A 17,437-nucleotide genomic window follows, 5' to 3' on the forward strand; every position below is an offset into this window, starting at 1 on the left:
TAGCTATGCTGTTTATTTGAGTCCTCTGATGCCTTGTAGCAAGATTTCAGAAGCATTTTCAAAAAGCTCTTCTTCTACCATTTCGAGATCGAGATTAACCCGATACTTCGCCATGAAGGCATAGAAGAAAGTGGAGACGAACATAAGAGCTGCCGTGAACGGAACAGCCTTTGGCAAATGACCTTGCTCCTGAAACACTAGAAGCTTGTTGGACAATACCTCGACTGCGGTCATCGGCAGGCTGCTGAACATCTGCACGACTTCTGGGTGATTATCCGCTTCAATCATGCAGATCATGAAAATTTCTTTGCGCTCGACTAATAAGCCGTAATACGTACGTGCGTAGCTAACCAGCATTTCCTTGAGATCAGCAAACTCGCCTTGTAACCCTTGCTCCAGCTGCTCTCGGACATCCATGATTTCTTTCAGGAGTTCAGTCAGGATGCCTACCTTGTTCTTGAAATGACGAAATACCGTCACCTCATTCACCCCAGCAAGCTCAGAAATCTTGCGTGTAGTCGCTCCCTTGTATCCCTTTTGTGCCATTAGCTGACGTGCGGCCGATAAAATTCGCTCACGGGTTTCCTGTTCCTCTTCGCCTCTCCCCCCCAGTTTCTGTTCTATATCTGGGTGATCCATGACGCACCTCCGTACCAAGCAAGCAATTACTTGCATTTTCATTTTTTTCCAAACCCATTATATAAAGAGACTGCATGCATGTAAATACTTGCATGCAGTTTGAATTGTTAATTTTTCCTTGCCACCCTTATCGTTGTGTCAGCGTCTTAACCTGGGAGCTTTGGTCTTGCTTGCATTCTGTGCTGTATTCAACAAGGTCAATTTCGCAGTCTGGCCCAATCTCGACCTTGTTGCCGCGAACGACCTTGGCCTTTGTGTTTTCCAGGTAGATTTCGTCTCCTTCAATCGTCTCTACAGTCAAGGTATTATTGAGAAAATGCTTCAACAGCTTGCCCAACGTGCTATTGCCTGTTCGGCGCACCTCGATGTGCTCTCCGCCTATTTCTTTTGCCTCGCAGCTACCATGCAGTATGACCTCGATTCGCCCCGCATTCAGCAGTCCTCCGATACTAAACGCACCGTTTGCCCGGAACACTTCTGCTTCGCAATCCCCTGCTGTTTTCAATGATCCGTGAACCTTTACATCCTCTCCTGCCATATTGCCCTGTACCTTGACATTGCCACCGACTTTTAGACTCGTAAAGTTCAAATCGTCCGCAACATCAAGCTGACCGTATACAGACAATGTATCCATCTTCACTTTGCCTTTAATCGACGCGTTGCCTTCTACTCTTGCCGAAGAGCCAATGAGATCTCCCGTGATACTGACATGTCCCGCACAATGAAGCGACTCGCACTCTACGTCGCCATTAATCTTGCCGTAACCTTGCACATCTACTTTGTTGTATACGCCACCCGTAGCATTCACTGCCCCATGAAAGATCAAATCTAGCTTGTTCTTATTCTCGTTCTGCATGGTACGGTCTCCCCCTATAAATATTTTCCTTTTAATTCTTCGATGCAATTGGCTAGATCGAGCCGCTTCACTACCTTTACACCGCTATCAAAAAACATTTCGGTAGAGCTAGACACCAACACGAACGTGGAAATCCCCATCTTGCGCATAAAGATCAGCTCACAAGGCTTCCCTTCGAATTTGGGATAGTGGCTAGCCAGTACCTGCAACAATCCGCCGCCTTCATCGACACTCAAGTCTCCTGCGGCCAAAAGCTTTTCTAACACATAGGCGTATAATGCCTGCTGGAAGGTAAAGGTCCGTAAGCTCCCGAGAAAAACGTTAAACACTTCTAAAGAAGTAGTCGAAACAATGTTTCGTGCCAATAATTCCTCTGCTGTCAACGAGGTTCCACTCATACTTGGTGAAAACATGTCCGCCAATTCATCCAGCGACAGGTCGTCTTTCATGTTCAGGATCTTGTCGATTCGAGCCAAAATCTGTTCCCGTGGGAAAAAGGTTTCTTGCCCTGTAAAAGTGGCTCGACGAATGAACCACTCCTCTGGAATCAAGTTCTTTCGTTTCCAACGGTACAATTGTCCGTACGAAATGCCGGTAAGCTCCAGCAGGTCCTTCTTCGAGATTACATTTGTGTCCAAGTGAAGCACCTCCGAAAACAATGTAACATAACACTGTTACGTTATTCAACTACAGATTGTTTGACACTCGATTGATTGTCACAAAATCCCATCAGCTGGATCAAATAAATGATTTGAATGCAGAAAGGAAGAAGGACATATGAAAAAACAAGCACTAGCTGTGACAAGTATGATTGCCTTGCTGTTATCCGCAGCATCTCCGTTTACAAACACACAGACACCAGCATACGCAGCTGGTCAGACGCCAGCAGTAAAGCCAGAAATGATGACCCTCGCCCAGCTTGACAAAAATGTCGTAGAGACGGCTAGACAAGCGATGCAAAATCAGGCAGGTAATGTGCCGATCGAACTGGACGAGATCAGGGGAGAAACGGCAAATTCCTGGGTGATTACGGCAAAAAACAACAGAGGTGAGGTGCTCGTTACCAAGCAGGAGGGAAAGGTTGTATCTGTAAACGTAAAATTAAAACTTAGCGAAGTGGCAGCTGATTTGCAGAATACTGTTACGAGCACGTTAAAAGGAATGGATAATCAGCATGCCTTTACGATTGATAGGGTAGAACGGATCAACTGGGAAAAGCAAAACATTTGGCTGTTCAAAGGGCAACATGCATCGGTCAGCATTGACGCTGCCACCGGGAAGGTCAATGCTGCGAAATTGCATTATACAAACGAGCAAATAAACCCCAAAGTGATCGATACAGCCCAAAAGGCGCTGAAGTCTCTTTCCAACGATAAAGCATCGGCGCTGCTCCCTGAGGTAACACTGGTGAAAGAATCGAAAGAACGCTTGGATCAAGTATGGGCTTTCATGGATACCAAAGGGAAATACAGTATCGTCATAGGGGCGAAAACAGGGAAAGTGGTGGCAGCTACCCTGATCAGCGAGTTCATAAATGAGAACTATACCGCAGACGAAGATATTCCCAAGGTGTTTGCCAAACCATTCTTTACAAAAGAAAAGGCGATTGCTGCTGCCAACCCGATGATGAAAAAGGTTTTTAACCTCGATCTGACCGGATACAATGTTTCGTCCAAATATAACGTATATACGTTTACGAAAAAGGGGAAACCGACTGTTACGGCATCGCTCAACCACAAAGGAGTCTTCCATGATTTCGTCGTTTCGCCTGAAAACGGCTTGATCAACTAGGGATGCTCTAAATATCGGGGGCACAATCCACCTTTACCAAATACACCAATGAAACCACCTTTCTATTAAAGGTGGTTTCAGCTTCTTGGCCGTTCTTATCTAAACTCTGCTTGCATCAAGCGTTTCATATCCGATGGTATCGGTGCCTCGACTACAATCTCTTTTTCGAGAAGCGGATGCAAAAAGGACAGCTTCGAAGCATGCAGAGCCTGTCGGCGTAACAAGCCTCTCGCTCCCCCGTACATCGTATCGCCAGCAAGCGGGTGTCCAATGTGGGCAAAGTGAACGCGAATTTGATGGGTACGACCCGTTTCCAGCCAGACGCGAGCGAGCGTCATTCCCTCAGAGGTCTGTTGTACCTCGTAATGCGTGATGGCAGGATCGCCACTCTCCACGACACGGCGTTTCGTCGGATGACGCGCATCTCGGCCGATTGGCGCATCGATCGTTCCCGTTCCCTCTGACAACACACCACTGGCAACCGCAAGATACTCGCGATGAATGCCTCCTTCGCGCAGCAGCCTGTCAGCCAATTGATGACCATAGCTGCTTTTAGCTACGAGAATAGCTCCGGATGTATCTTTATCTAGGCGATGCACAGGATGTACGCTCGTCTGCTCACCACGTGCCGCCAGTACGGCAGCGAGTGCATGTACCAATGTGTCGGTCTCCTGTTTAATCGGGTGCACCATCATGCCTGCCGGTTTGTTTGCAATCAAGAGATGATCGTCTTCGTACAAAATGTCGATGGACGGCATTGGTGTGATCGGTCCATCGGGCTTCGTATCATGCTGGGGCTGCCTAGGCGCTTGCTCTTGTCTCTCGATGACACGAACAGCGATTGTATCTCCTGCTTTTACTTGTCTTTGCAGGAAGGGCTGCTTGCGATTTAGCAAAATTCCCTTGCTTCTCGTCAGCCGCTGCATCATACGACCCGACACGTTGAGCTTTTGCCGGACGATTTGTTCCACGTTCATTCCCGTGTCTTGTTCACTGACGGTGTATTCGATCCAATCTTTGCGGCTCACGTCTAATCCCTCTGTTCCATGCTTTTTTCTTATTGTAGCAAAAGGATGCTTGAGATGCTCGTTTGTAGTCGTCCAACGTTTGTCGTTGGGGAAGCCCTGCCACATGTCTTCCAGTCGCCTATATCCTCTCTTCGTTCGGGCGGTCTCCTTCCAGACATGTGACAGTGCTTGCGGACAGCTTATGATTACTTCGTGCTTTTAGAGCGGTTTGGTTGTTATTCGACGAGGTTTAAATGATATAAAACAGAACTTTCGAGAAGTAGGCAAAAGCCCCGTAGGAAGAAGCGCATTTCCAGTCCAAGCGCCTCTGGAGCCCAACTCAGCGTAGGAATAAATGGCGGGGGTTTTCAGCTTCATTTATGAAACCCTTCCTCGAAACTTCTACGTTTGAAGCGCTCCCGCCAATTATTCCGGAGCGAACAGTCAATCCCCCTTGCGGGGCGTAGGCCGAAGCGTAGACTGGAAATGCGCTTCTTCCCTCACCGATAGCTACGTTTAAAAAAACAAAAAAGCCACCATGCTCAGCATGATGGCTCTGTTGTACCAATTACCCTTTTAAGTTTTCCGGATTGAGTCCTTGCAGCTCTGGCAATACGAACAAACCGTCTTTGCGAATCAGCACATCATCAAACCAGATTTCACCGCCGCCGTACTCAGGACGCTGGATATTTACCATATCCCAGTGGATTTGGCTGCGGTTGCCGTTATCTGCGTTGTCATATGCACGGCCTGGTGTGAAATGGAAACTGCCGGCAATTTTCTCATCGAACAAGATATCATTCATTGGATGCAGGATGTACGGGTGTACGCCAATCGCGAATTCCCCAATGAAGCGCGCTCCTTCGTCTGTATCAAAAATTTCGTTGAGTCTCTTGGTATTGTTAGAAGTTGCCTCGACAATTTTTCCGTCTACAAACTTCAGACACACGTTTTCAAATTTCGTGCCCATGTAGCTTGTTGCTGTGTTGTACGTAATGGTTCCATTCACGGAATCACGCACAGGAGCTGTAAAAATCTCACCGTCTGGAATATTGCGCAGCCCGGAGCAGATGACACTCGGGATGTCCTTGATCGAGAATTGAAGATCCGTCCCTGGTCCCACGAGACGCACTTTGTCTGTACAATCCATCAATTGCTGCAAAGGCAAAAAGGCTTCGTGCATCTTTTTATAGTCAACAGAGCATACGTCAAAATAGAAGTCTTCAAAAGCAACGGTAGACATGTTGGCATTTTGCGCCAAGCCCGTAGTCGGGTAGTTGAGCAGTGTCCAGCGTACATTGTTGGTCAGGTAGTCATGCAATTCTTGCATCACACTCTGATGCGCACGACGACGATCTACGGGAACATCGGCCATCTCACTATCGTTGGACGGACCATTAATGACGATATATGTATCCAAATCTTTGTACATTGGCTCTTCCCATTTCGCCAAATGAGTCGCACGCTCTGCACTTGCACCGAGCATCAGCTCACGTTGGATAGACGGGTCAATAATCCGTACGAACGGATAGGCACCCAAGTCGTATGCCTGCTTAACCAATTCTTTCGCCAAGGCGTGACCCTCGCCACGAACTTCAATCAACAAGCTTTCTTTTTCCTTCAGGCGTACAGAATGGCTCAGCAAATTTGTAGCCAACTTGACGATGCGTGTATCCTGCATGCGATATCCCCCACATTCCTAGCATGATTTGATTAGTGTTAAAAAATATTTTACCGAATGGAAGCCCCTTTTTCAATTATCGATGTTCTTGGTACTATTCGAAAAAAACCAAAAAATTATCTTGCATAAATTCGACTCTTTCGAGTATTCTAATCAACAAGAGTTTACCTATGTAAAAAATTTGAAAGACGGGAGTGCTGAGTTCATGGTGTGTTCTGTAGTTATCTTCGCTTAGGTGGGGCCTCTCTTAAGGGGCACTGCCTCTTACAACCCTATCAAAAGCTAGAAGCTGCAGGATGCCTGAACCGCTTCCGTCTTTTTCCCGATATGAATTGCGGGCCATGTTCTTGGGTGAACAGTCGGTTTACTGTACCTAAAATTAAAGGTATATAACCGTCTCTCTTTTGTCCCCCTTTGAACTGGTTATTTCCCGCCACCCTTGTATCGTTTGATAAAGCGCAAGCGGAAGAGCATTGTCTCTACCCCGTTTGCGCTTTTTTACGTGGAATTTTTCCAAGAAGAGAATCGAGGTCAAGGCACCTGCCGAAATGAATGGAGGAATTCGTGTCATGATTTGGCGTTCGTGGGATCTTAACTTGAAGGTACGTCTCTTTGGTGAATTGATTACGCACACCTTCTTTTGGATGTACTTTCCGTTTATGGCGATTTATTTTAGTGATACGTTTGGAAAGGATGTAGCGGGTCTTCTCTTGATGGTACCACCGCTGCTCGGGATGCTGTCCAACCTGTTTGGCGGATATTTGGCTGACCGGGTAGGGCGCAGATTCACCATGCTGCTCTCGCTCTGTACATCGACGGTGATGTTCGCGCTGTTTGCGTTCTCTCCGTCTCCCTGGATCGACTACATTGCCTTCATCGGGATCGGGATCGCTGGGGCTCTCTACTGGCCTGCCAGCTCCGCCATGGTGGCTGATTTGACCACAGAAGACGATCGCAGAATTGTATTTGCCACCTTTTACACAGCGATGAACATCGGAGTGGTCGCTGGTCCCGTATTGGGTTCTGTCTTTTTTGTCCATTATCGCCCGCAGTTGTTGATGTTCTGTACCTTCGTTGAACTGCTTTTTGCGATTACGGTCTTCTTCCTGATCAAAGAAACGCTACCTGAACACGTCCGTCAGGAGAAGGCAAAGGAGCGTTTTTCCCTGATTCAGCAATTCCAGAGTTACGCCATTATTTTCCGAGACAAAGCTTTTGCCCTGTACATTGGCGCAGGGATTTTGATCGCCATTGGATTCATGCAATTGGATATTTACATGGCGTTGTATGTGAAAGAGCATGTCATGCAACAAGCATTATTTTCTTGGGGCAATTGGACTTATTCTGTCGGGGGAACCAGCGCATTCGGCTGGCTCATGGCCTTAAACGGTTTTTTGGTGGTTCTGTTTACACTGCCAGTTACACGCTGGTTCGAAAATTGGAGTGATCGCAACAGCCTCGTCATCTCCTCCATCTTATTCGGTGTCGGTCTGTTCTTGATGGCCTTTACGACGAATATCTGGCTCCTGTTTGGCTGTATGGCGATTTTGACATTCGGCGAGCTGATGCGCACACCAGTCGCCCAGAGCTTTATCAGTAAATACTCGCCTGAGGATGCACGTGGTCAGTACATGGGAGCTTCTTCGCTCCAGTTCTCGATTGGTCGCTTCATCGCTCCCCTTACGATCGGTCTATCTCAATGGCTCGCTCCTGTTGGCGTATTCAGTGTCGTCCTGGGCTTAACCCTAGTCAGTGCTTATCTGTATATTATTTTGTTCCGCATGATCGGTGCCGAAGAAGTTAGCAAAAGTAGCTAGAGTAGAGCATGTCCGTTCTACCAAATTCCCTCCTCTCATATAAATGAAGCATAGATAGCTTGATCAGGAGGGGATCGTATGAACCAGCCGAATGCCTTTGCTACCTTTAAAGAACACCGAGGAGTCGTCTACCGAACTTCTACCTATCTTCAATGGGGACCGAATTCAGAGGGTCATCATTCTCTTGGGAGCTGTCTCTTACTGAATCCTGGTAGTGCCAAGCTTTTTCGTGAAAGACCTGCATCCAACCATAGCATCATGGGTCAAACCACACTCGATCCCACCATGCGACAATTGATCCGACTGGTGGAGGCGATATACGGAAAACGGGCATTGGTAGGCAGATTCCATATTTACAACCTGTTCTCCGTGCAAAATGCTGCTGCCGTGAGTGCTATCTCTCATTTTGAAAAACTCATTGATGAGAAAAAGACAACGCTCGAGGCTCAGCTCGTATCTACGCAAGAACTGCAAAAGCATCCGTGGCTCCTGCTCGGTTGGGGGCTTTCCCATCACCATTCGTGGCAGCATCTTTCTTCCCTCAAGAAACAGTGGAAACAACGGATCGCAGCAGCAGGGATACCGACTTTTGGGAAGCCCTGCCCGAAAGGAATGGATTACTACCATCCGAGTCCCCCTCTACATGCTACGAAGGAAAAGATCGTGGAGGAGCTGGTGGAGATCTATCGGAAAACGATTGGGCGAAAGTCTGCCCATCCGCTTTAGACAAAAAAAAGAGTCTGTCTTCCCTCCAAACGGGAAACAGACTCTTTTCCATTCACTACGGCATCTCGCTACCTTCGAAAAATTCTGTTCTGTCAAAACGGCCGCGCATCCATTTGTACGTATCATCATAGATGGCGCGCTTGACAGGGTCCGTGCTCTTGACAGACTCTAGCAATGTCTTGGAGCCGAAGTAGTAAGCGTGCACGTTGTTTTTATCCATCCCCAGCTTGTGGGTGGCAACTAGCTGATTGTAGTAGGTCTGATAGAACTTCGGATCATTGTACATCTTCCAGTCGCCTTCGATCTCGATGTCCATGTTGTACTTGTTGACGACCTCCAGTACCCCTTGAATACGGTCAATTCCTACCGGCTTGTCGCTGTAATAGCTCGGCTGCAGGAACGCCTTATCGAAATAAAGAGATTTCCACTCGGACACTCCCGGTGAACCGAAATACGGAATCCAATAGTAGCGCAACGCCTCGTCATGCACCATGCTTCCCATATCACGAATCAATTGGCGCTCTTTCGGTGCGCTATCCTCCACCAGCTCATGGAACCAATAAATTCCTTCCAGCTTCAGATAGGCGTATCCTTCCTTGTTCCAGCGCTTCATGAGCTGCTGGAAGTACCACTCCAGCGCAGCTTTGCGATTCAAATACGCTTGCTCTTCTCCAATTCCCGCAGGGTTGAAGGAGAGGGATGGTTTCTTTTCATCCAACTGACCAAAATTGGTCTGATTGGCATTCGGATACGGCAGTGCCAGCACGACATTTTCCTGTGTCGGTGTCGAATACAGCGTTCCGCGCAGGCGGTTGTACTCCCGCATAGCCTGGTTGAGAGCATCAAGCTGCTTGTTTGAGCCGAACAAATCATTCATGTACTTTGTCCAGCTTTCTTTCGTCGCAGGAATGGTCTGATACGGCAGGAACAGAATCGTGTCAAACATCTGGTCACGCATATAGCCATCTACGGTGCGGTAGCCAACCATCGGGAGGAAATCTTCTTTGGTCCATGTCCCGAGTTCGTTATGCTCCCCGGTATAAGCGAGTAGCATATTTTCCACACGACGACCAGCTTGTTTGGCTTCTTCCAGCTTCGCCGGGTTTGGTGGCGGCAGCAAGACAGCTCCATTGTTCCACTCGCTATCCGGCTTTGCCCATACCTCCAGCTGGCGAGCGAACGTAAATACTTTCACTGGGAAGGATACCCGAACATACCGGGTGTTGACGTCAGGCAAGGTCACGCTCAATGTGCGTGTAACCAGCTTGTCCTCTTTGGCGGAAACATCGTGAACAGCTCTTCCCGCATACGACCAAACTTTCCCGTCGCGAGATACCTCGACTTCCATGTATTCTGGCATCGTAATACCCGAAGTCTTCTGCTGCTTAAACGTTAGCGCAACTCTCTCCAACGGCTTCGCCTCGTCGAGCTCAACGGTCACCTTGCGCCCAAACTGACGGTGGTATCCCGTCCAGTCCTCTGTAGGCGTAACAAGTCCACCTACTGGACCCGGATACTGCTTCTCCAGCTCTTGGAAATACGAGTCTGGGGCTCCAAAAGTAGTCACCGATGTATAACTGCCAGGCGCGATATTGACCAGTTCGTCCTTCTCCGCTGGTTCCTTCGCCTCTTCTTCTACTACCGTCTTGCTTTCATCGACTTTCGTTGCCGAGTCATTGGAGGAAGTCACCGGAGCAGTCTTTAAGGTGTCCTCTGCCTTTTCGACAGCTGGCTCACCAGCGTTCTTGATTTCAACCGGAATTGTCGTCGTGTTGTAGCCGACTGTCACCGTGAGATTTCCTTTTCCCGCCGTAGGACCAGCAACAAAGGTTCCGTCTGCCGAGATGGTTCCCAGCTCAGGACGATCAAAAGCGAAAATAGGTGTAAAAGGCAGCTCATCTCCGCCGATGCTGTTTACCTTCAAGCGTTGACTCGTGCCAGCAGCCAAACTCAGCCGCTCTACATCTACTTTGTATTTCACCTGTTCTGCTTGCTGGTAGCGTGCATCCAGGACGCGCTCAGCAATCACAGCCGCCTCTGCACGCGTGACAGTTCCTGACGGATTAAACTTGCCGCCAGCACCTTGCATCCAGCGCTGATTCGTCACTTCTTCCACAGCCGTTTTGGCGTAGTCGGCGATTTCTTCTTCATCGCTGTATGTAACAGGAGTCTGACCTGCCACTTTGGTCACAGATCCCTCTTTCATCAAGCGCGACAGCATGACAGCCAGCTCTTGTCTTGTAAGCGGGTCTAGAGCACCCATGGTATGCTCACTTCTGCCGTTCATCACTCCCAACTCGGAGAGTCCATAAACGTACGGTGCATAAGGATTTTCCAAAGGAACATCTTCAAAAGCGGTTTTTTCAATTTCTGTTGGTTGAAGACCGATTACTTTTGTCAAAAGTACCGCAATATCTTGTCGAGAAATCGTGTTTTGCGGGTTGAAACGGTTTTCTCCCTGACCACTGATCATATGAAGGGCTGCGAGTCTATTTACAGCTTTTCTAGCGTAACTGTTGCCCAAATCCGTAAATTCCGTGTGTGCTTCTTCTTGTTTTTTGAACTGATCTTCCAGCTTCTTGGTGTCTACTGCCGGTTTCTCTGGCTCTGTGGCAGCATGAGTCAACGGCGTACTTTGGACCAGTAATGTAGTCGCTGCCAATAAAGCAAACAACATTCTGCTCCCGAATCGTTTCTTGCTCATTACATTTTCTCCTCCAATTATGCCCCTTCTTTATGTTTATTCGGTCGGGGTAACCATTGGTCCGCGCGGTGGTCTAGGTCCGAAAAACTGATAGTAATCTACCTTGATATTCCCGTTGTAGAGCTTGCGCTTCTTGCTTGCTGTACGACCAAAATGCTCCTCAAACTGCTCGTCTGACGTAATAACGTAGAATGACCAGGTATCCATGGCAGCAAAGGTTTTCCCCATTTCGCCATACATCTTGGCAACCTGCTTCCATTCTCCCAAGCGCTCTCCATAAGGTGGATTGCAAATCAAGTAGCCGTACTTGCGCTTGGTTCGAATATCCCGTACATCCATTCGCTGAAAATGAATCAGGTCATCTACACCAGCCTCCGTCGCGTTGCGGCGGGCAATTTTCAGGATCTCGTCATCCATATCTGTCCCGATAATCTCCAGCTTTTGATCATAGCGCGCCAAATCATGCGTTTCTGCGCGAGCTTCACGCCAAGCTGTTTTCGGAATGATCGGCCACGTCTCGGAAACGAATTCCCGGTTCATCCCCGGAGCGATGTTTTGTCCGATCAACGCCGCCTCAATCGGAATTGTACCCGATCCACAGAATGGGTCCATGAATACCCGATCAGGCTTCCAGCGAGACAGCATAATCATCGCCGCAGCCATGGTTTCTTTTAGTGGCGCTTGTCCGATCATTTCCCGGTAGCCGCGCTTGTGCAGACCCGGTCCTGATGTATCAATCGTGAGCGTCGCCACATCCTTGAGAAGTGCCACCTCGATCTTGTACAGCGGCCCTTGCTCATCGAACCACTCGCGCTTGTAGGTCTTTTTCAGACTTTCTACGACTGCTTTTTTCACGATGGCTTGGCAATCCGGTACACTGAACAAGGTAGATTTGACCGATTTCCCTTCCACAGGAAATGTCCCATCCTCTGTGATCCAATCGGCCCACGGTAGTGCTTTTGTCTTTTCAAACAGCTCGTCAAACGTAGTTGCTTTGAACTCCCCTATCTTTAGACGCACGCGGTCGGCAGTTCGTAACCACAAATTTGTGCGGGGAATCGCAGAAATATCTGCCGTGAACGTTACCTTGCCGTTCTCCACCTGTACGGGTCCGTATCCGAGCGCCTTCACCTCTTCTGCTACTACTGATTCCAAACCAAAAGTCGCCGTAGCGATCAATTCTACTTTTTGCATATGTAATCTCCTGTCCGTCCAATAATCCTTCGGGCCATGCCCTCATCCTACTACCTTACATATTATATTACCCCATTTCCGAATAGCGTTGGTAAACTTGTCTAAATTCAAAAGACCCATCACCGAAAAACAGTGACGGGTACGGCATGCGAATCATCCCTATGGGAAATCCTACAAAAAAACCTTGCGAACGGGAGGGAGTCAGCATGCCAGAATTACCTGAGATGGAGAACTATCGCCGACTGCTACAGGAGAAAATCGGTGGCGGAACGATTACGGCCACACACGTTCAGCGGGAAAAAACGATTAATTTGCCTCCTGCGGAATTTGCTCGTCTTTTGCAAGACAATCGCCTGACGCTCGTCGACCGCCGTGGCAAGCATCTTCTCTTCCATCTGGAAAGTGGTCATGTCCTTCTGCTTCACTTGATGCTCGGCGGCTTTCTATACCTGGGCTCTGCGGAAGATAAGCTAAAGAGAACCGCTCAAGTGACTCTTTCCTTTGGAGAACTCCTTTTATATTTTCACGGCCTCCGTTTAGGCTACCTGCATTTACTCACCAACGTTCAAATCGACGAAAGACTGGCTCCTCTTGGGCCCGAGCCATTGGACCCACTGTTTACCTTTACCCGATTTACGGAGCTCCTCACTGACAAACGCAGTGTCCTCAAAACAGCGCTAGTCAATCAGCATTGGCTCGCGGGCATTGGCAACTGCTATGCGGACGAAATCTGCTATCATGCCGCCATCCTGCCTACCCGGACGATCCCGACCCTTTCTCTCGAGGAACAAAAACGACTATATCATTCTATGCAAACCGTGCTTACAGAAGCGATTCGATTCGGCGGTTACATGCAGCCGCTTTTTCAAGGCGATTCCCTGACAGGTGGCTTCGATGAGCGCTGTCAGGTGTACGATCGCGGTGGTGAGCCTTGCCCGCGCTGTGGACAACCTATCGAAAAGAGTGAGCTCTCCTCCCGCAAGGTATTTGCCTGCACGAACTGCCAGCATTGACAGCTGCTTCACTCCCTAGACGACAGGGGTCTGTGCAGCTTCCATCTGCTTGATCATAAACACCTGCTCTGTTTCGGAAGGACTGAATCCTGCCGCTTCGAGTATTTCAACAAGCAAGGTATCAGCCGCACGCAAATTAAACGTAGACCGGCGGCATTCGTGTGCAAGCGGCCCATACACATGTCCGAGTGCGGTTTTCAAAATGTCTGGTGCATCAGGATGCTCTGGCTGCGCTACACATTGACGAAGCACGATCCCGCTGACTTTGCCTTCTTCGTTTACCACACACTTGTACATCGCATAGCCGACCGCCTGACCCTCTCTGTCTTCTACGAGCACGGCCTGCGAATCTCGCAAGTTCATCCAATAATTTTGCCAAGGGACATCGGTTACGTAAAACGACAGCATCGCGGCTTCCTGGGCCAAAATGCGCCGAACCCGATAATCCGCCTGTTCATTTGTCTGAAAGGCCTTCTCTGCCAGCGGTCCACTCTGCTGCAAAAACAACAGACGATCCACGACGTCATAGCCTTTTTGCTCATACAAAGCAATCGCTTTGGTATTTTGGCTCAATGCCTCCAAGGTAGCTACTTCCACCCCAGCTTCTCTGTATAAATCCAATGTCGCTTCAATTAGTTGCTTCCCTACTCCCTGTCGACGATATTCCGTGGCGACACCCGTACCACCATTCCAGGCGACTTTTTTCCCTGCAACAGTCCTCATCCCACTGGCCACTAAGCCAATCGGCTCTGTGCCGTCAAAAGCAACTACAGACAGGGACAGCACGTATCCCTCGCCCCCCAGTCGCTGGACAAGCATTTCTTCTGTCATCGTAAACTCGATAAAATAGCCTTCGAATCCTCTGTTCCACGCTTTGGTCACTTCTGCAAAGGTACAGTCGCTCATCCGTTTGATGGTAATCATGGTATCACCTTCCTGGTTTTTGATAAAATTATTTTAATTGATAAAATCTAAAAATTCAATCATCTGTAGGACACTTTCTCCAGCTTTGTCACCCATACGCCTGACATGGTAATATGAAAAAAATCACTTACTCGGGAGGTTCCTATGCGCAAACAGCTTACGGTCGGCTCGCTCATCCCTGGACGATCTGACGTACAGATGTCGAGTCCAGCTCCCGTTCCCGTGCAACCACAAACGTCGGTGAAAAAACCAGATAGGAGCCCGGCTCGCCCCCAATCAAAGCAGAAGCTCGTACAGGTGAAGCAACGCTCTCAAACGATGCCAGTCCGGTACACTCCCTCTCAGACATTATTACAAGCTGCGCTCACGCAAGCTCGACCCATCGCTTACAAATGCCAACAAGGGCATTGCGGCAAGTGCAGTGTACAGATCGTAGCTGGTGCATCCTTACTCGACACCCCAACCGGACAGGAAAAAGCAAAGCTGGGAGAAAAGCTCGCTACAGGCTACCGCCTCGCTTGTCAAAGCACATTTCGCTCTTCGATTCCTACATAGGGGATATTTTTAATAGAAAAAAGGTGGCCGTAGCATGAATCCTACACGCATCCTACTATTCGCTGGTGGCACTCTGGGCACCTGGGCGATCCAAGAGATACGCGAAAATGATTGGCTCGTCGGTGTTGACAGAGGCGCCTTGTTCCTCGTTCGCAACGGTCTCGTACCAAAATTGTCGATCGGTGACTTTGATTCTGTCAGCTCCGAGGAAATGGCAGAAATTGAACGCCACAGTATGCACGTCTCCTCCTGCGATCCCGTTATGAAAGATCTGACCGATACAGAGATGGCCCTTACTTGGGCAATCGAGCAACAGCCGGAGGAAATTGTGCTGCTCGGTGTGCTCGGCTCTCGTTTTGATCATATGCTGGCAAACGTACACTTGCTGAACAAAGCTTTGCAGAAGGGCTCCAACTGCCGCATCCTCGATGAGACCAATGAAATCCGGCTGATTGACCGCCAGAGTACGATAGAGCAGGATCATTTCGATCATATCTCTCTACTGCCCTTTACACCAGAAGTCACAGGGATTACCTTAACCGGATTCCTCTATCCATTGAAGGACGCAACCCTGCGGATCGGCGACACGCTTGGCATCAGCAATCTGTTAACGGAACAGACTGGAACAATCACGATTCAAACGGGCAAGCTGCTCGTTGTCAAAAGCAAAGACTAATCACTAGAAAAAGAAAGGATCTCCTTTGCATGGTGCAAAATAATGGAGATCCTTTTCCTTTTCCCTGCACTTGCGCCTGTCTTGACCCTGCGGCTTTTCCACTTCCGATTCGAACGTATTCACACTCTAAGGAAAATAACAATAGTTGACCAATTTCGTTGATCAATTATATAATAGTTTTATGACTTTAGAACAAACGAATGACCTTCAAAGAGTTAAAATATTTCATGCATTAGCAGATGAAAAGAGAATAAATATTATTCGTATCTTATCTCAAGAAGAAAATTGCCCGCGATGTACAGATATTGGAAGGAGTTTAGGGATTAGTAAATCAAATGGTTCTTATCATTTGAAAATTTTATCTGATGCACAGCTGGTAACAATTAAACAAGAAGGTGTAACGAAATACGTTTCTTTGAATACCGAGATGTTTACACAATACCTTCCTGGATTTTTGGCTACATTATAAAGTAGCTTTTTTTTGCTAATTAGTTTTAAAGTTCTATGACTATTTGATTAAAGAGGAGTTATTTATGAAAAACAGGACGAATTATCTCATTGTAACGTTATGTTTCATTGTTCTATCTGGTGTCATTAATGCTATTTTATTTAACGTGGCTCTTGAGGATATGACAAAAGATTTGAGTGTTACGAGCTCTGCAATTAGTTGGATTGTTATTTCTTATACATTGGTTATTACTTTTGGTTCAATCACATATAGCAAATTATCTTCCTACATTCAGATAAAAAAATTATTAATGATTGGTGTCCTTTTATTCACTTTAGGTTCAGTAATAGGCTACTTATCTAATGGATATATGGGAGTTCTGATAGGCCGTATTATTCAAGCTATGGGGGGCAGTTCTTTTATTGCTTTATCCATGATCACAGCAAATCAATATCTTCCTTTAGTTAAACGAAATGTCACTCTTACATTAATAGGAGGATGTTTGTCTCTAGGTTCTGGATTTGGTTTTTTGATGGGAGGAATACTAACTCATGCCTGGGGATGGCCATCCTTATTCTTAATTATGAGCCTGACTTTACTCACAGTTTTTGGCCTATACTACTTTGTCCCATCTGGATATGCCGGTAAAGAGAAAGTGACTAAACCCTTTGATTTTTCTGGGTTATTTTATTTATTTCTCTTTGTTATTTCTTTTATCTTAGGAGTAAAATTAAATGGATATTTACTTATTTTAAGCGTCCTTTCTATCCTCTTATTGGGCTTGCATAGTAAAAAACAAGGAGTCTTGTTATTTATTGATTTTTCCGTATTCCGTTCTTTTTCTTTTAACAGATTAATCTTAGTTAGCTTTATTAATAATGCAGCCATGGTAGCTATTTTGTTTCTTTTTCCTTTACAGGCCATTCGAACATTTCATGTATCAACTATCCTAATTGGTCTGATCTTATGTAGTATCTCCATAGTAAGCTTTTTGATTAGTCTACTTGTGAGGAAAGCTGTTCATTTTATAAGTAACAAGAAATTAATGGTTATATCTATTGGCGTACAAGTAATAGGTTTTAGCATTCTAATCTTTCTTGGTCTTCATTCTATAGTTATGATCACACTAGGAGTATTATTTATCTATATAAGTTTTAGTGCTCTAACTGTAATTATTAATATTGAAATTCCTCATACAATAGAGAAAGAGAAAATGTCGATGGGGATAGGCGTATACAATCTCTTCAACTTTTTAGGGATGTCTTTTGGTCCTTCCATATCCAGCCGTTTATTAGAGATGTCTTCAAATCTTCATTTTTCCTTCTTCTTCTTTGTAGTGCTATTAATCCTTTCTTTTGTGTTATCTATAGTAGAACGAAAGAGTATGGAGTAATATACGATTTACA

Annotated in this window: 16 protein-coding genes; 8 read left to right on the forward strand and 8 right to left on the reverse strand. The window is 47.0% G+C overall.

The window, feature by feature from the left end:
- Nucleotides 1-12: 12 nt before the first annotated feature.
- The 3 genes from HP401_RS06970 to HP401_RS06980 form a co-directional block, all read right to left on the reverse strand.
- The gene (locus HP401_RS06970) at nucleotides 13-639 is read right to left on the reverse strand and encodes a TetR/AcrR family transcriptional regulator (RefSeq protein ID WP_015893691.1); all 627 of its coding nucleotides are present in this window, start codon (nucleotides 637-639) and stop codon (nucleotides 13-15) included.
- Nucleotides 640-766: 127 nt separating this feature from the next.
- Nucleotides 767-1,495, reverse strand: coding sequence for a bactofilin family protein (locus HP401_RS06975; protein ID WP_173604539.1), 729 nt, complete (start codon nucleotides 1,493-1,495; stop codon nucleotides 767-769).
- Nucleotides 1,496-1,509: 14 nt separating this feature from the next.
- Nucleotides 1,510-2,133: a YhbD family protein gene (locus tag HP401_RS06980; RefSeq protein WP_173604540.1), complete on the reverse strand. Its 624-nt coding sequence runs from the start codon at nucleotides 2,131-2,133 to the stop codon at nucleotides 1,510-1,512.
- A gap of 139 nt (nucleotides 2,134-2,272) precedes the next feature.
- On the opposite strand from HP401_RS06980, the gene HP401_RS06985 reads away from it, so the two are divergent.
- Nucleotides 2,273-3,286, forward strand: coding sequence for a hypothetical protein (locus HP401_RS06985; protein ID WP_173604541.1), 1,014 nt, complete (start codon nucleotides 2,273-2,275; stop codon nucleotides 3,284-3,286).
- A 95-nt stretch (nucleotides 3,287-3,381) separates the two neighbouring features.
- On the opposite strand, the gene HP401_RS06990 is transcribed toward HP401_RS06985, so the two are convergent.
- Together HP401_RS06990 and HP401_RS06995 are read right to left on the reverse strand one after the other, a co-directional pair.
- Nucleotides 3,382-4,314, reverse strand: coding sequence for an RluA family pseudouridine synthase (locus tag HP401_RS06990; protein WP_173604542.1), 933 nt, complete (start codon nucleotides 4,312-4,314; stop codon nucleotides 3,382-3,384).
- Nucleotides 4,315-4,861: 547 nt separating this feature from the next.
- Nucleotides 4,862-5,974: an aminopeptidase gene (locus tag HP401_RS06995; protein WP_173604543.1), complete on the reverse strand. Its 1,113-nt coding sequence runs from the start codon at nucleotides 5,972-5,974 to the stop codon at nucleotides 4,862-4,864.
- A gap of 569 nt (nucleotides 5,975-6,543) precedes the next feature.
- Here HP401_RS06995 and HP401_RS07000 point away from each other — a divergent pair.
- Both HP401_RS07000 and HP401_RS07005 read left to right on the forward strand, forming a co-directional pair.
- The gene (locus HP401_RS07000; protein WP_142498029.1) at nucleotides 6,544-7,791 is read left to right on the forward strand and encodes an MDR family MFS transporter; all 1,248 of its coding nucleotides are present in this window, start codon (nucleotides 6,544-6,546) and stop codon (nucleotides 7,789-7,791) included.
- A gap of 78 nt (nucleotides 7,792-7,869) precedes the next feature.
- Entirely contained in the window at nucleotides 7,870-8,517 is a 648-nt protein-coding gene (locus HP401_RS07005) for a hypothetical protein (RefSeq protein ID WP_173604544.1), read from the forward strand.
- Nucleotides 8,518-8,572: 55 nt separating this feature from the next.
- Here the strand turns inward: HP401_RS07005 and HP401_RS07010 are convergent, their stop codons facing one another.
- Nucleotides 8,573-11,221 carry a DUF4855 domain-containing protein gene (locus HP401_RS07010; RefSeq protein WP_173604545.1) on the reverse strand — a complete coding sequence of 883 codons (2,649 nt, stop codon included), beginning with the start codon at nucleotides 11,219-11,221 and terminating at the stop codon, nucleotides 8,573-8,575.
- Between the two features lie 36 nt (nucleotides 11,222-11,257).
- The gene (locus HP401_RS07015; protein ID WP_173604546.1) at nucleotides 11,258-12,415 is read right to left on the reverse strand and encodes a THUMP domain-containing class I SAM-dependent RNA methyltransferase; all 1,158 of its coding nucleotides are present in this window, start codon (nucleotides 12,413-12,415) and stop codon (nucleotides 11,258-11,260) included.
- A gap of 206 nt (nucleotides 12,416-12,621) precedes the next feature.
- Between HP401_RS07015 and HP401_RS07020 the strand changes: the two genes are divergently transcribed.
- Nucleotides 12,622-13,428, forward strand: coding sequence for an Fpg/Nei family DNA glycosylase (locus tag HP401_RS07020; RefSeq protein ID WP_173604547.1), 807 nt, complete (start codon nucleotides 12,622-12,624; stop codon nucleotides 13,426-13,428).
- 15 nt (nucleotides 13,429-13,443) lie between these two features.
- Here HP401_RS07020 and HP401_RS07025 read toward each other — a convergent pair whose 3' ends face one another.
- Complete coding sequence (locus HP401_RS07025; protein ID WP_173604548.1) at nucleotides 13,444-14,352, reverse strand: GNAT family N-acetyltransferase; 909 nt, start codon at nucleotides 14,350-14,352, stop codon at nucleotides 13,444-13,446.
- A 144-nt stretch (nucleotides 14,353-14,496) separates the two neighbouring features.
- On the opposite strand from HP401_RS07025, the gene HP401_RS07030 reads away from it, so the two are divergent.
- The 4 genes from HP401_RS07030 (at nucleotide 14,497) to HP401_RS07045 (ending at nucleotide 17,424) form a co-directional block, all read left to right on the forward strand.
- Nucleotides 14,497-14,907, forward strand: coding sequence for a 2Fe-2S iron-sulfur cluster binding domain-containing protein (locus HP401_RS07030; RefSeq protein ID WP_173604549.1), 411 nt, complete (start codon nucleotides 14,497-14,499; stop codon nucleotides 14,905-14,907).
- Nucleotides 14,908-14,941: 34 nt separating this feature from the next.
- A complete protein-coding gene (locus HP401_RS07035; RefSeq protein ID WP_173604550.1) occupies nucleotides 14,942-15,583 on the forward strand; it encodes a thiamine diphosphokinase in 642 nt (213 codons plus the stop codon).
- Between the two features lie 145 nt (nucleotides 15,584-15,728).
- On the forward strand, nucleotides 15,729-16,052 hold the full coding sequence (locus tag HP401_RS07040) for an ArsR/SmtB family transcription factor (RefSeq protein WP_254457018.1): 324 nt from the start codon (nucleotides 15,729-15,731) through the stop codon (nucleotides 16,050-16,052).
- 64 nt (nucleotides 16,053-16,116) lie between these two features.
- Nucleotides 16,117-17,424 (forward strand): MFS transporter, encoded by a 1,308-nt coding sequence (locus tag HP401_RS07045; protein WP_173604551.1) that lies wholly within the window; start codon nucleotides 16,117-16,119, stop codon nucleotides 17,422-17,424.
- Nucleotides 17,425-17,437 lie beyond the last annotated feature (13 nt).

It is taken from the genome of Brevibacillus sp. HB2.2 (genome assembly GCF_013284275.1).
Taxonomy (GTDB): domain Bacteria; phylum Bacillota; class Bacilli; order Brevibacillales; family Brevibacillaceae; genus Brevibacillus; species Brevibacillus brevis_D.

What these genes read in the sequence shown, in the direction of transcription:
- HP401_RS07010 (WP_173604545.1), bottom strand. Translation starts at nt 11,221, where the DNA reads ATGAGCAAGAAACGATTCGGGAGCAGAATGTTGTTTGCTTTATTGGCA.
- HP401_RS06985 (WP_173604541.1), top strand. Translation starts at nt 2,273, where the DNA reads ATGAAAAAACAAGCACTAGCTGTGACAAGTATGATTGCCTTGCTGTTA.
- HP401_RS06975 (WP_173604539.1), bottom strand. Translation starts at nt 1,495, where the DNA reads ATGCAGAACGAGAATAAGAACAAGCTAGATTTGATCTTTCATGGGGCA.
- HP401_RS07025 (WP_173604548.1), bottom strand. Translation starts at nt 14,352, where the DNA reads ATGATTACCATCAAACGGATGAGCGACTGTACCTTTGCAGAAGTGACC.
- HP401_RS06970 (WP_015893691.1), bottom strand. Translation starts at nt 639, where the DNA reads ATGGATCACCCAGATATAGAACAGAAACTGGGGGGGAGAGGCGAAGAG.
- HP401_RS07020 (WP_173604547.1), top strand. Translation starts at nt 12,622, where the DNA reads ATGCCAGAATTACCTGAGATGGAGAACTATCGCCGACTGCTACAGGAG.
- HP401_RS07000 (WP_142498029.1), top strand. Translation starts at nt 6,544, where the DNA reads ATGATTTGGCGTTCGTGGGATCTTAACTTGAAGGTACGTCTCTTTGGT.
- HP401_RS07035 (WP_173604550.1), top strand. Translation starts at nt 14,942, where the DNA reads ATGAATCCTACACGCATCCTACTATTCGCTGGTGGCACTCTGGGCACC.
- HP401_RS07005 (WP_173604544.1), top strand. Translation starts at nt 7,870, where the DNA reads ATGAACCAGCCGAATGCCTTTGCTACCTTTAAAGAACACCGAGGAGTC.
- HP401_RS07030 (WP_173604549.1), top strand. Translation starts at nt 14,497, where the DNA reads ATGCGCAAACAGCTTACGGTCGGCTCGCTCATCCCTGGACGATCTGAC.
- HP401_RS06995 (WP_173604543.1), bottom strand. Translation starts at nt 5,974, where the DNA reads ATGCAGGATACACGCATCGTCAAGTTGGCTACAAATTTGCTGAGCCAT.
- HP401_RS07015 (WP_173604546.1), bottom strand. Translation starts at nt 12,415, where the DNA reads ATGCAAAAAGTAGAATTGATCGCTACGGCGACTTTTGGTTTGGAATCA.
- HP401_RS07045 (WP_173604551.1), top strand. Translation starts at nt 16,117, where the DNA reads ATGAAAAACAGGACGAATTATCTCATTGTAACGTTATGTTTCATTGTT.